The organism is Mycobacterium sp. 050128 (assembly GCF_036409155.1).
GTDB lineage: Bacteria > Actinomycetota > Actinomycetes > Mycobacteriales > Mycobacteriaceae > Mycobacterium.
This window is the reverse complement of record NZ_JAZGLW010000001.1, coordinates 720,191-733,121: the sequence shown is the minus strand read 5'-3', so window position 1 is coordinate 733,121 and position 12,931 is coordinate 720,191. Positions and strand designations below refer to the sequence as shown.

The 12,931-nt window shown below is 68.1% G+C and carries 12 protein-coding genes; 10 read left to right on the top strand and 2 right to left on the bottom strand.

Going from position 1 to position 12,931, the window contains the following annotated elements; translation table 11 throughout:
* Positions 1-110 precede the first annotated feature (110 nt).
* From SKC41_RS03545 to SKC41_RS03535, 3 genes are all read left to right on the top strand, one after another.
* Entirely contained in the window at positions 111-1,259 is a 1,149-nt protein-coding gene (locus tag SKC41_RS03545) for an LLM class flavin-dependent oxidoreductase (protein WP_330976344.1), read from the top strand.
* A gap of 2 nt (positions 1,260-1,261) precedes the next feature.
* Entirely contained in the window at positions 1,262-2,596 is a 1,335-nt protein-coding gene (locus SKC41_RS03540; RefSeq protein WP_330978739.1) for an MFS transporter, read from the top strand.
* Between the two features lie 86 nt (positions 2,597-2,682).
* Positions 2,683-3,414, top strand: a complete 732-nt coding sequence (locus SKC41_RS03535; RefSeq protein ID WP_330976343.1) for a class I SAM-dependent methyltransferase — start codon at positions 2,683-2,685, stop codon at positions 3,412-3,414.
* Here the strand turns inward: SKC41_RS03535 and SKC41_RS03530 are convergent.
* Complete coding sequence (locus tag SKC41_RS03530) at positions 3,411-4,610, bottom strand: PPE family protein (RefSeq protein ID WP_330976342.1); 1,200 nt, start codon at positions 4,608-4,610, stop codon at positions 3,411-3,413. The two genes, SKC41_RS03535 and SKC41_RS03530, sit on opposite strands and share 4 nt — an antisense overlap.
* A gap of 428 nt (positions 4,611-5,038) precedes the next feature.
* On the opposite strand from SKC41_RS03530, the gene SKC41_RS03525 reads away from it, so the two are divergent.
* Complete coding sequence (locus tag SKC41_RS03525) at positions 5,039-6,385, top strand: amino acid permease (protein WP_330976341.1); 1,347 nt, start codon at positions 5,039-5,041, stop codon at positions 6,383-6,385.
* Here SKC41_RS03525 and SKC41_RS03520 read toward each other — a convergent pair.
* Complete coding sequence (locus SKC41_RS03520) at positions 6,382-6,777, bottom strand: nitroreductase family deazaflavin-dependent oxidoreductase (protein WP_330976340.1); 396 nt, start codon at positions 6,775-6,777, stop codon at positions 6,382-6,384. The two genes, SKC41_RS03525 and SKC41_RS03520, sit on opposite strands and share 4 nt — an antisense overlap.
* A 154-nt stretch (positions 6,778-6,931) precedes the next feature.
* Between SKC41_RS03520 and hemL the strand changes: the two genes are divergently transcribed.
* From hemL to ccsB, 6 genes are read left to right on the top strand one after another with little or no spacing between them, the layout of a single operon-like run.
* Positions 6,932-8,263, top strand: a complete 1,332-nt coding sequence (gene hemL, locus SKC41_RS03515; RefSeq protein ID WP_330976339.1) for a glutamate-1-semialdehyde 2,1-aminomutase — start codon at positions 6,932-6,934, stop codon at positions 8,261-8,263.
* A complete protein-coding gene (locus SKC41_RS03510; protein ID WP_330976338.1) occupies positions 8,263-8,874 on the top strand; it encodes a histidine phosphatase family protein in 612 nt (203 codons plus the stop codon). Before hemL ends, SKC41_RS03510 begins: the two co-directional genes overlap by 1 nt.
* A gap of 2 nt (positions 8,875-8,876) precedes the next feature.
* The gene (locus tag SKC41_RS03505; protein WP_330976337.1) at positions 8,877-9,515 is read left to right on the top strand and encodes a TlpA family protein disulfide reductase; all 639 of its coding nucleotides are present in this window, start codon (positions 8,877-8,879) and stop codon (positions 9,513-9,515) included.
* On the top strand, positions 9,512-10,291 hold the full coding sequence (locus SKC41_RS03500) for a cytochrome c biogenesis CcdA family protein (RefSeq protein WP_330976336.1): 780 nt from the start codon (positions 9,512-9,514) through the stop codon (positions 10,289-10,291). The genes SKC41_RS03505 and SKC41_RS03500 overlap by 4 nt, the downstream gene beginning before the upstream one ends.
* Before the next feature lie 47 nt (positions 10,292-10,338).
* On the top strand, positions 10,339-11,928 hold the full coding sequence (gene resB, locus SKC41_RS03495; protein WP_330978738.1) for a cytochrome c biogenesis protein ResB: 1,590 nt from the start codon (positions 10,339-10,341) through the stop codon (positions 11,926-11,928).
* Complete coding sequence (gene ccsB / locus SKC41_RS03490) at positions 11,925-12,899, top strand: c-type cytochrome biogenesis protein CcsB (protein ID WP_330976335.1); 975 nt, start codon at positions 11,925-11,927, stop codon at positions 12,897-12,899. The genes resB and ccsB overlap by 4 nt, the downstream gene beginning before the upstream one ends.
* Positions 12,900-12,931 lie beyond the last annotated feature (32 nt).

Sequence of the window (12,931 nt, the reverse complement as noted above, 5' to 3'; positions counted from 1 at the left end):
GATTGAATCTGCGAGGTTTCAACCCTCGCGCCGCACAACATGCTTCGCGACGCTGGAGCTTTCATGCATGGTTGCGAAGCGAATGCTGATCAAGGACGGAAGAGGATTCGATGACTCTGGCATTTCACTGGTTTTTGCCGACGTACGGGGATTCGCGCAACCTCGTCGCCGGCGGGCACGGTACGTCGATGCACGGCGACCGGCCCGCGACTTTGCGCTATCTGCATCAGATTTGTGCCGCCGCCGAGGACAACGGTTTTGAGGCGGTGCTCACACCGACCGGATTGTGGTGTGAGGACGCCTGGTTGACGACGGCGACGCTGATCGAGCGCACCGAGACGCTGAAGTTCCTGGTCGCCTTTCGCCCGGGCCTGCTGAGCCCCACCCTGGCCGCACAGATGGCCGGCACCTTCCAGCGCCATTCGGGTGGACGGCTGCTGCTCAATGTCGTCACCGGTGGCGAACCCCACGAGCAGCGGGCCTATGGGGATTTCCTGGACAAGCAAGCGCGCTATGCACGCACCGCCGAATTCCTCGACGTGGTGCGGCAATTGTGGACCTCGAAAGAACCGGTGACCTTCGCCGGTGAGCACGTTCACATCGAGGGCGCACAACTGAACAATCCGCCCGACCCGATTCCGGCGGTGTTCTTCGGCGGCTCGTCCGGGTCGGCCGGGCCCGTCGCCGCGAAGTACTCCGACGTCTACCTCACCTGGGGTGAACCGCTGGCGGCCGTCGGCGAGAAATTGGACTGGGTGCGCGGGCTGGCCGCCGATGTCGGCCGGACCCTGAAATTCGGGCTGCGGATCCACGTGATCAGCCGCCCGAGCGCCGAGGAGGCCTGGGCCGAAGCTGATCGGCTGCTCGAGGCGATCGACCCGGCGGACGTCGAACGCGTGCAGGCGAGCCTGGCACGCAGCGAATCCGAGGGACAGCAGCGAATGCTGAAGTTGCACGGCGGCAAGAGCGGTCAGCTGCTGATCGCACCCAACCTGTGGGCCGGCGTCGGTCTGGTGCGCGGCGGGGCGGGCACCGCGCTGGTCGGATCCCACGAAGAGGTCGCGCAGCGGCTGATCGAATACGCGGACCTCGGCATCGACCACTTCATCTTGTCCGGATACCCGCACCTGGAAGAGGCGTACTGGTTCGGCGAGGGCGTACTGCCGCTGCTGGAGCGGCGGGGCGTGTGGAAGCACCCGAACCGCACCTCCCGGCAGCCGGCGTCGTCGACGCCGTTCGCGGCCGCCTCGGCGCAATAGCCATGGCGACGACGCTGCCCGCCCCCGCACCGGCGGCCACCCTCGACGAGTCCGACGCCGACCGGCGCCGGCGCCTGCGCACCGTCGTCGCCGCGAGCCTGCTCGGCACCACGGTGGAGTGGTACGACTTCTTCCTCTACGCCACCGCCGCCGGGCTGGTGTTCAGCAAGCTGTTCTTTCCCAACGCGAGCTCACTGGTGGGCACGCTGCTGGCGTTCGCGACGTTCGCCGTCGGGTTCGTCATGCGGCCCGTCGGTGGCCTGGTGTTCGGCCACATCGGTGACCGGATCGGGCGCAAGCGCAGCCTGGCGCTGACGATGCTGATCATGGGAGGTGCGACGGCGCTGATCGGCGCGCTGCCGACTGCCGCTGCGATCGGGGTATGGGCGCCGATCCTGCTGCTGGTGCTGCGCGTGCTGCAGGGTTTTGCGCTCGGCGGTGAGTGGGGCGGTGCGGTGCTGCTGGCCGTCGAACACAGCCCCGGCGACCAGCGCGGCCGGTACGGGGCGATCCCGCAAGTCGGCCTAGCGCTGGGCCTGGCGCTGGGGACCGGCATCTTCGCGCTCCTTCAGGTCGAGTTGGGTTCGGCGGAGTTCCTCGCCTACGGCTGGCGCATCGCCTTCCTGCTGAGCCTGGTGCTGGTCGTGGTCGGCGTCCTGGTGCGCTGGCGCGTCGACGAGACACCGGCGTTTCGGGAACTGCGCGACCTCGAGGTGGCGTCCACCGTGCCGATCCGCGAGATTTTCCGCGGAGCCCGTGCTAGGCGAAACACCTTGCTGGGACTGCTTTCTCGGTGGGCCGAAGGCTCGGCGTTCAATACCTGGGGCGTGTTCGCGATCAGCTATGCCACCGGGGCGCTGGGCTTCCACAAGGTGCCCGTCCTGGTCGTGGTGACCATCGCCGCCCTGGTGATGGCGGTGCTGTTGCCCGTGTCGGGCGCGCTGACCGACCGGTACGGCGCCCGGCGGGTCTACCTGGTGGGCGTGGTGTGCTACGGGCTCGCGACGTTCCCGGCGTTCGCCCTGTTCGGCACGAAGAACCTGGTCTTGTTCGGGCTGGCGATGGTCATCGTGTTCGGTGTCGTGCACGCGCTGTTCTACGGCGCACAGGGCACGCTGTTTTCGTCGCTGTATCCGACCCAGACCCGTTACACCGGATTGTCGTTCGTCTACCAGTTCTCGGGCATCTACGCCTCCGGGGTGACGCCGATGATCCTCACCGCGCTGATCGCGGCCGTCGGCGGCGCGCCGTGGCTGGCGTGCGGGTATTTGGTTGCGACGGCTTTGATTAGCGTGATCGCCACGGCGCTGATTCGCGACCAGGATCTATATCTCTAAGCCCCCTGGACAATCGCTTTCCTCAGTAGGCTGCACAACTGAAGTTGCCGTTCCCCGTCGGCAGCCGCCGAGGAAGCGAGAACACAGTGACTGACGCCGGTTTCGAACCGCTCTACGACCAAGCAGAGCACTCCGCCGGGCGGATCCCCTGGGATATCGGCGGCCCGCAGCCCGCGGTCCAGCAACTGGCGGCTTACGGCGGGATTCGCGGCGAGGTGCTCGATCCCGGTACAGGTCCCGGCTACCACGCGATTTACTATGCGTCGCAAGGCTATTCGACTGTGGGCATCGACAGTTCAGCCACCGCGATCGAGCAAGCCAAGCGTAACGCCGAGCGGGCCGGCGTGGATGTCGATTTCCGGGTGGCCGACGCTACCGAGCTGGAAGGCTTCGAGGGCCGGTTCGACACGGTGGTGGACAGCGCCTTTTATCACGTGTTCTTGAATGACGAGGACATCCAGACGCGGTACGCGCAGGCGCTGCACCGGGCCACCAAGCCCGGGGCGCGGCTGTACATGTTCGAGTTCGGTCCGCATAACGTCAACGGCCTTCAGTGGACGGCCATACCCGCCGACAACTTCGAGCGGGTGCTCGGCGGCAGCGGTTGGCGCATCGACTACTTGGGCGGCACGACCTATCAGGCCCGGTTCCTCAAGGAGGCGTTCGACGCGATGAAGACATTCGCCTCCGAGCAGCAGGGCGAGATTCTGGAGAAGATGCGACCGCTGGTGCATCGGCTGGGCGTTATCGATCCACTGCTGGAAGATCACCGGGTGCATCTTCCGGTCTGGTCCGTGGTGGCTACCCGCCTGGACTAAACAGGTTCAAGGGCGGGCGCTTGCAACGGCATCGGGACACCGGCGTCGGCCTGGCCCAGCAAGCCGGCGCGGGACGGCGTGCAGACCGTCTCGCCCAACAGCGCGCTGGCGTTGAGCTGGGGCTGGATTCCCGAGGTTCCCGCCAACCCCGGTGAGCCGCTTGCGACCGCGGCCGTCGGCGCCGCCGGGGCCGTGCCGGAGGCGATGGGCGTCGCGGACGGGGTCAGGGAGGTGATCGCGAATCCCTCACCGCTGATGTTGGCCGTGCCGCTGCCGACGTCGACGAGGGCGGAACTGCCGGCGCTGAGCATCACTGGGGCGTTTGGCTGGACTGCGGTTGCGACGCCCTGCTCTAAAGGTATTGAGAAGCCGTCCCCCAGCAGGATGACGCCGTTGCCGCTTTGGAGGGTGACCGTAACGGTGGAGTCGGCTTGCGCCCCGATGAACGTCACGCTGTTTTCGCCGAGGGTGGTTGCCACGGTGTAGGAGCCGGGACCGATGGCGGGGTCGGCGTAGGCGGCGGCGCTCGAGGCGAGCTGGTTGGTGATGCCGCTCGAGTTCAGTTGCTGCGTGGTGGTATTCGAGCTGAGCTGTACCAGGGATTGGGTGCGGGCGCTGGTGGTGTTGGCGGCGGCCTGGGCCACGGCGCGAGTCTGGTCCGGCTGCCCTTCCGGCCGAGTGGTCTGTTGCGGTTGTCCAAAGGGTTGCAGTGCACTGGCGATCTCGGAGTCGGCGGCGTAGGCGTACATCGCGGTGGCGTCTTGGACCCACATCTCCATGTACTGGGCTTCGGTGGCCGCGATCGCCGGCGTGTTCTGTCCCAGGAAGTTGGTGGCCACCAACCCCATCAGCTGCGCCCGGTTGGCCGCGACGACCGGCGGGGGCACCGTCATCGCGTACGCCGCCTCGTAGGCGGCTGCGGCGGCATACGCCTGTGCGGCGGTTTTCGCGGCCTGAGCGGCGGTGGCGTGCAGCCATCCGACTTGGTGTGCGGCCGCGCCCGCCATCATCAGCGACGAAGGGCCCAGCCAGCGGCCGGTCAGCTCCGCGACCTGCGCGGTGCAGCCACTCGCGGCCAACTCCAGCTGAGCGGCCACCGCATCCCAGCCCGCTGCCGCCGCCAGCATCGGTCCCGCCCCGGGGCCGGTATACATGAGCCCGGAGTTGACCTCGGGTGGCTGCAGGGCGAAATCCATGGCATGAGCCTCTTTTCGGCCATAAGCGTGCTTTTTGCGGAGCTACATGCATGCGCAACGGATCTAACGCCGCGCACGTAAACGCGCGGCGACAGCGTGCTGAAGCTCCGTTATAGACCACGGAATTCATGCGTGAAAACGTCCTCGCTACGGGAATTCCGGATGCCTGAGGGTTTGAATTACGTTCTGTCCCACCATTTCACGCGATATTCTCAACGCACGTCGAATCCAGGTAGCTCGAGCTAACACACCGCGGGTCCGGCTAAGGGTGAGCGGGCGCCGCTCGCATGCCTGAGGCGTGGCGGCTGCCTGCGTATGCTGAGCGCACGTGGTCGGGCGCTTCCGGTTGATGCCACGGCACCCATGTGCTGTGGTTAATCTCCAAGACTAGCTGGGGGCGTGCCGGGAGGCCCGTGACATGGCAAGACGTGAGTAGCACTGCGGAGCTACGCCAAGGGCTTTCGCAGCGACAGCTGAGCATGATCGCGCTCGGCGGTGTGATCGGCGCCGGATTGTTCGTCGGGTCGGGCGTGGTGATCCGGGACACCGGCCCCGCCGCGTTCCTGACGTATGCGCTGTGCGGCCTGCTGGTTGTCCTGGTGATGCGGATGCTGGGCGAGATGGCCGCCGCCAACCCGTCGACCGGATCGTTCGCCGACTACTCGGCCGAGGCGCTGGGCGGCTGGGCTGGGTTTTCGGTGGGCTGGCTGTATTGGTACTTCTGGGTGATCGTCGTCGGGTTCGAGGCGGTCGCCGGCGGCAAGGTCCTCAACTACTGGTTCCACGCGCCGCTGTGGGTGCTGTCGCTGTGCCTGATGGTGTTGATGACCGCGACGAATCTGTTCTCGGTGACATCGTTCGGCGAGTTCGAATTCTGGTTCGCCGGAATCAAAGTCGCGACCATCATCGCCTTCCTCGGCATCGGCGCGGCATTCGTGCTCGGCCTGTGGCCGGGTCACCACGGCGGGTTCGCCAACCTGACCGCCCACGGCGGATTCTTCCCGAAGGGCATCGGCGCGGTCTTCGCCGCGATCGTCGTGGTGATCTTCTCGATGGTCGGTGCCGAGATCGTCACGGTCGCCGCGGCCGAAAGTCGCGACCCGGCGCTCGGGGTGCAGCGAGCGACGCGCTCGGTGGTCGTGCGCATCGCCATCTTCTTCGTCGGCTCGGTCTTTCTGCTCGTCGTCATCCTGCCGTGGAACTCGGTCGAGCTCGGTGCTTCGCCCTATGTCGCGGCGTTCAAGCAGATGGGCCTGCCCGGCGCGGATCAGGTGATGAATGCGGTGGTGCTCACCGCGGTGTTGTCCTGCCTGAACTCCGGCCTCTACACCGCCTCGCGCATGCTGTTCGTGCTCGCCGCGCGCAACGAGGCGCCGATGCGGCTGGTCAAACTCAGCGGGCGCGGGGTCCCGCACTTCGCCATCTTGTTCTCGTCGGCGATCGGGTTCCTGTGCGTGCTCATGTCCTGGCTGTCGCCGCGCACGGTGTTTCTATTCCTGCTCAATTCCTCGGGCGCGATCATCTTGTTCGTCTACTGGCTGATCGCGTTGTCGCAGATCATCCTGCGCCGCCGCACTCCTCCGGAGAAGCTGCGATTGAAGATGTGGTTTTTCCCGGTGCTGTCGATCCTCACGTTGGCCGGAATCACCGCCGTGCTGGTGCAGATGGCGTTCGACCATTCGGCGCGCAGCCAGCTGTGGCTCAGCCTGTTGTCGTGGGCGGCGGTGCTGGCGATCTACGCCGTCGCCCGCGCGCGGGGCCGCCGCGCCGCCTAGGAAGTCTTGGTGAACAGCACCGCCTGCTCGAACGGCAGCCGCCCGAAGACGCGCCGCGTCCCGCTGCTCACATGCTCGGCCGCCTCATCCCTGGTCACGACCTGGGGGTTGGTGATGCCGAACGTCTTGCCGTGGCGCCGCATCTTTCCGCCGTCGGCGGCCTTGAGGTTCTTCAGCCAGTCGCGATCCGGGCCGTAGGTCAGCAGCACCGCGATGCCGGGCTTGCCGTCGACGGTGGCGTCGAACGCGCTCACCGGCGTGCGGAACTCCTTGCCGGACTTACGCCCGGTGTGCTCGATGATCGCGAAGGACGGGGCCCAGCCGGCCCACATCTTCTGAATGGGGTTGGTGACGTGCCGGTTAAAACGGGCCAGGCCTTGGGGAAGTTGCATAACCACCATCCAACTCTTCGTCGGCGGGCGACTTCAAGGCGTCGCCGCTTAATCGGGGGCAAACGGTCGAGGAGCGCAGGCATCCGGCCAACAGGACGCCCGACTGCTACACCCTGTAGTTGAGCGATCGGCCGAGACTGGGACACTGGTCGGTATGGGCAGCACTGATCAGGCGACCGCGTCGGTGCGCACCTCGGCGCGGCTGTTCGACGACGCCTGCAAGGTCATCCCCGGCGGGGTGAACTCGCCGGTGCGCGCGTTCACCGCGGTAGGCGGCACGCCGCGGTTCATCACCGAGGCGCACGGCTGCTGGCTCACCGACGCTGACGGCAATCGCTACGTCGACCTGGTCTGCTCCTGGGGTCCGATGATCCTGGGCCACGCGCACCCCGCCGTGGTCGACGCGGTCGTCAAGGCCGCGGCGAACGGTCTGTCGTTCGGGGCGCCCACCCCCGCGGAGTCCGAGCTGGCCTCCGAGATCATCGGCCGGGTCGCGCCGGTCGAGCGGCTCCGGCTGGTGAACTCCGGCACCGAGGCCACGATGAGCGCGGTGCGGCTGGCGCGCGGCTTCACCGGCAGGGCCAAGATCATCAAGTTCTCCGGCTGCTATCACGGCCACGCGGACGCGTTGCTCGCCGACGCGGGATCCGGGGTGGCGACGCTGGGTCTACCGTCCTCGCCGGGTGTCACCGGCGCCGCCGCGGCCGACACAATTGTTCTGCCGTACAACGACATTGATGCGGTGCGCGAAACGTTCGCGCGGTTCGGCGACCAGATCGCCGCGGTGATCACCGAGGCCAGCCCCGGCAACATGGGCGTCGTCCCACCGGGCGTCGGCTACAACGCGGCGCTGCGGGCGATCACCGCCGAGCACGGCGCGCTACTGATCGTCGACGAGGTGATGACCGGCTTCCGGGTCAGCCGAAGCGGTTGGTACGGAATCGATCCCGTCGCCGCCGACCTGTTCACGTTCGGGAAGGTGATGAGCGGTGGGCTGCCCGCCGCTGCGTTCGGCGGGCGGGTCGAGGTGATGGAGCGCCTGGCGCCGCTGGGGCCGGTGTATCAGGCCGGCACCTTGTCGGGCAACCCGGTGGCGATGGCCGCCGGGCTGGCCACCCTGCGCACCGCGGACGACGCCGTCTACGCCGCGCTGGACGCCAACGCCGACCGCCTGGCCGGACTGTTCTCCGAAGCGCTCACCAATGCTGGTGTGCCGCACCAGATTCCGCGGGCCGGCAATATGCTCGGCGTGTTCTTCACCGACACGCCGGTCACCGACTTCGCGTCGGCACGCAACAGCCAGACTTGGCGCTATCCGCCGTTCTTCCACGCCCTGCTGGACGCGGGGGTCTACCCGCCCTGCAGCGCGTACGAGGCGTGGTTCGTTTCGGCGGCACTCGACGACACCGCGTTCGCGCGAATCGCGGCTGCGCTGCCCGGTGCCGCGCGCGCCGCCGCGAGCGCGACCCAAGAGGGAGAATCTTGATGGCCGAACAAACCCGGGTGCATGTGATGCGCCACGGCGAGGTGCACAACCCCGACCGCATCCTGTACGGGAGGCTGCCCGGATTCCACCTGTCCGACAGGGGGAAAGCGCAAGCGGCGGCGGTCGCCGACGCGCTGGCCGGCCGCGACATCGTCGCGGTCATCGCCTCGCCGCTGCAGCGGGCCCAGGAGACCGCGACTCCCATCGCGTCCGGGCTCAACCTGCCGATCGACACCGATCCCGCTCTGATCGAGTCGGCGAACTTCTTCGAGGGCCGCCGGATCAGTCCCGGCGACGGCGCCTGGCGCGACCCCCGGGTGTGGTGGCAGCTGCGCAATCCGTTCACGCCATCGTGGGGCGAGCCCTATCGCGAGATCGCGGACCGCATGTCGACCGCGGTGGACAAGGCGCGGGCCCGCGGCGCGGGCCACGAGGTGGTGTGCGTCAGCCATCAGCTGCCGGTGTGGACGCTGCGGCTGCACCTGACCGGCCAGCGGCTGTGGCACGACCCGCGGCGGCGCGAATGCGACCTCGCCTCGCTGACCACCCTGGTCTACGACGGCGACCGGCTGGTCGACGTCGAGTACTCCCAACCGGCGGGCGGCACCTGACCATGCTTCGGCCGATGATCGCCGTGGCCGTGTTGGCAATCTGCGGATTGTCGACCGGCTGCTCGGCTGGTCATGATGCCGTCGCGCAGGGCGGCACCTTCGAATTCGTTTCTCCCGGAGGCAAAACCGACATCTTCTACGACCCGCCTTCGAGTCGCGGCCGCCCCGGCCCGCTGTCCGGACCGGATCTGGCCGACCCGTCGCACACGCTGTCGCTGGACGACTCGATCTTCTCCGGCAACGTCGTCGTCATCAACGTCTGGGGCCAGTGGTGCGGGCCGTGCCGCGCCGAAGTCACCCAGCTGCAGCAGGTGTGTGACGGCACCCGCGCATCCGGGGCGTCATTCCTGGGCATCGACGTGCGCGACAACAACCGTCAGGCGGCCCTGGACTTCGTCAACGATCGAGCCGTCACCTACCCGTCGATCTACGACCCGGCGATGCGCACCCTGATCGCCTTCGGCGGCAAATACCCGACCACCGTCATCCCGTCGACGCTGGTGCTGGATCGCCAGCACCGGGTGGCGGCGGTGTTCCTGCGGGAGTTGCTGGCGTCCGATCTGCGGCCGGTGGTGCAGAAGCTGACCCAGGAAGCGCCGCCGGGACTGAAGACGCCGGGGCAGCAGGGTTCGTCTCGATGACCGGTTTCGCACAGACGGCCGCCGCCGGGCCCTTGCTGGTAGCCCTCGGTGCCTGCGTGCTCGCGGGGCTGGTGTCGTTCGCCTCGCCCTGCGTGGTGCCGCTGGTGCCCGGCTACCTGTCGTATCTGGCCGCGGTGGTCGGGGTGGACGACCAGCCGGGGTCCGGCGCGGTCAAGGCCCCGCCCGCGGCCCGGTGGCGCGTCGCCGGGTCGGCGGCACTGTTCGTCGCCGGATTCACGACGGTGTTCGTCCTCGGCACCGTCGCCGTGCTCGGGATGACCACGACGCTGATCACCAACCAACTGGTGCTGCAGCGCGTCGGCGGCGTGCTGACGATCGTGATGGGCCTGGTATTCGTCGGCCTCATTCCCGCTTTGCAGCGCCAGGTCCGGTTCAGCCCGCAACAGCTGACGACGGTCGCCGGGGCGCCCGTGCTGGGGGCGGTGTTCGCGCTGGGCTGGACGCCGTGTTTGGGCCCGACGTTGACCGGCGTGATCACCGTGGCCTCGGCCACCGACGGCGCGAATGTCCCACGCGGCATCCTGCTGGTGATCGCCTACTGCTTGGGGTTGGGAATCCCGTTCGTGCTGTTGGCTTTTGGCTCGGCCCGCGCGGTCGCCGGCCTCGGCTGGCTGCGCCGGCACAGCCGGGCCATCCAGGTCTTCGGCGGCGCGCTGCTGATCGCGGTCGGGGTGTTGCTGGTCACCGGCGTGTGGAGCGACTTCATCTCCTGGCTGCGCGACGCGTTCGTCAGCGACGTGAGGTTGCCGATTTGAGACAAGTTCTGGCTTGGACGCGCAACACCTGGCGCGCGCTGACATCGATGGGCACCGCGCTGGTGCTGCTGTGTCTGCTGGCGCTTGGTGCGATCCCCGGAGCGCTGCTGCCGCAGCGCAGCCTCAACGCGGGCAAGGTCGACGAGTACCTGGCCGCCCACCCGACCATCGGCCCGTGGCTGAATCGGCTGCAGGCCTTCGACGTGTTCTCCAGCTTCTGGTTCACCGCCATCTACGTGTTGCTGTTCGTCTCCCTCGTCGGCTGCCTGACCCCGCGGATGGTCGAGCACGCCCGCAGCCTGCGCGCCACGCCCGTCGCCGCCCCGCGCAACCTGGCCCGGCTGCCCAAGCACACCAGCGCGCGGCTCACCCTGGCCGACGAGGCCGACCTGAACGCCCTGGCGAACAAGGTCGCGGGGCGGCTGAACGGCTGGCGGACCGTGATCCGACACGAGGACGACGCCGTCGAGATCTCGGCCGAAAAGGGCTACCTACGCGAATTCGGCAACATCGTCTTCCACTTCTCGCTGCTGGGGCTGCTGGTCGCGGTGGCCGTCGGCAAGCTGTTCGGCTACGAGGGCAACGTCATCGTCATCGCCGACGGCGGCCCCGGCTTCTGCTCGGCCTCACCGGCCGCGTTCGACTCGTTCCGCGCCGGCAACACTGTCGACGGCACCTCGCTGCACCCAATCTGCTTGCGAGTCAACGACTTTCAGGCGCACTACCTGCCGTCCGGGCAGGCCACGTCGTTCGCCGCCGATATCGACTACCAGGACGGCCGCGACCTGGCGGCCAACAGCTGGCGGCCCTACCGGCTGGAGGTCAACCACCCGCTGCGGGTCGGCGGCGACCGGGTGTACCTGCAGGGCCACGGCTACGCACCCAGCTTCACCGTGACCTTCCCCGACGGGCAGAAGCGCACGTCGACCGTGCAGTGGCGGCCCGACAACCCGCAGACCCTGCTCTCGTCGGGGGTGGCGCGCATCGACCCGCCGGCCGGCAGCTATCCCAACGCCGGCGATCGGCGCCAACACCAGATCGCGATCCAGGGTCTGTTGGCGCCCACCGAGCAACTCGATGGCGCGCTGTTGTCGTCGCGGTTCCCGGCGCTGGACGCCCCGGCGGTGGCCGTCGACATCTACCGTGGCGACACCGGCCTGGACAGCGGGCGTCCGCAGTCGTTGTTCACCCTGGACCCGCGGCTGATCGAGCAGGGCCGGCTGACCAAGGAGAAGCGGGTCAACCTGCGCGCCGGCCAACAGGTGCGCATCGACCAGGGTCCCGGCGCGGGCACCACGATCCGGTTCGACGGCGCCGTGCCGTTCGTCAACCTGCAGGTCTCCCACGACCCCGGCCAGGCCTGGGTGCTGGTCTTCGCGATCACGATGATGGCCGGGCTGCTGGTCTCGCTGCTGGTGCGCCGCCGCCGGGTATGGATTCGTCTGATGCCGGTGGAATCGGCCCCCGGTACGGTGAACGTCGAGCTGGGCGGCTTGGCCCGCACCGACAACTCCGGTTGGGGTGACGAGTTCGAAAGGCTCACCGAGCGCCTGTTGAGCGGGCTTGACGAATCCGGCGACCCGGGCCACGCCCACGACCCAGCGTCCAGAAGGAGTTCTGAGGTGGACGTCACGTGAACACCACACACGTCAATATCGGCCTGGCGCGCTACTCCGACTGGGCGTTCACCTCGGCGGTGGTGGCCCTGGTCGTCGCGCTGCTGCTGCTGGCCTTCGAGCTCGCCTACGCCGGCAGCCGGCGATCCGACGACCGCGAACGGGTGCTGGCCGGCGTTGCCGCCGACAGCGCCACCCCCGGCATCGTCGAGGACGTCGACCGGCGGCCGGTCGACGAACGCGCCGGGCGGGCCGGGCTTGCCGTCGTCTACCTCGGCATCGGTCTGCTGCTGGCCTGCCTGGTGCTGCGCGGCCTGGCCACCATGCGGGTGCCGTGGGGCAACATGTACGAGTTCATCAACCTCACCTGCCTGTGCGGGCTGATCGCCGGCGCCATCGTGCTGCGCCGCCCGCAATTCCGCCCGCTCTGGGTTTTCCTGCTGCTGCCGGTGCTGATCCTGCTCACGGTGTCCGGGCGCTGGCTCTACACCAATGCCGCACCCGTGATGCCGGCGCTGCAGTCCTACTGGCTGCCCATCCACGTGTCGGTGGTCAGCCTGGGCTCCGGGGTGTTCCTGGTCGCCGGCATCGCCAGCATCCTGTTCCTGCTGCGCACCTCGCGGCTGGGCGACCCCGCGACCGAGGGGGCCCTGGCCCGAATCGTGCAGCGGCTGCCCGACGCGCAGACGCTGGACCGCATCGCCTACCGCACCACGATCTTCGCGTTCCCGGTCTTCGGTTTCGGGGTCATCTTCGGAGCCATCTGGGCCGAGGAGGCCTGGGGCAGGTATTGGGGCTGGGATCCCAAGGAGACGGTTTCTTTCATCGCCTGGGTGGTATACGCGGCGTACCTGCATGCCAGGTCGACCGCGGGATGGCGGGACAGGAAGGCCGCCTGGGTCAACGTGGTCGGTTTCGTGGCCATGGTCTTCAATTTGTTCTTCGTTAACCTGGTGACCGTGGGCCTGCATTCGTATGCCGGCGTGGGCTGACAGTTAGGAAGCAACACCGCAACAAGGGGGAA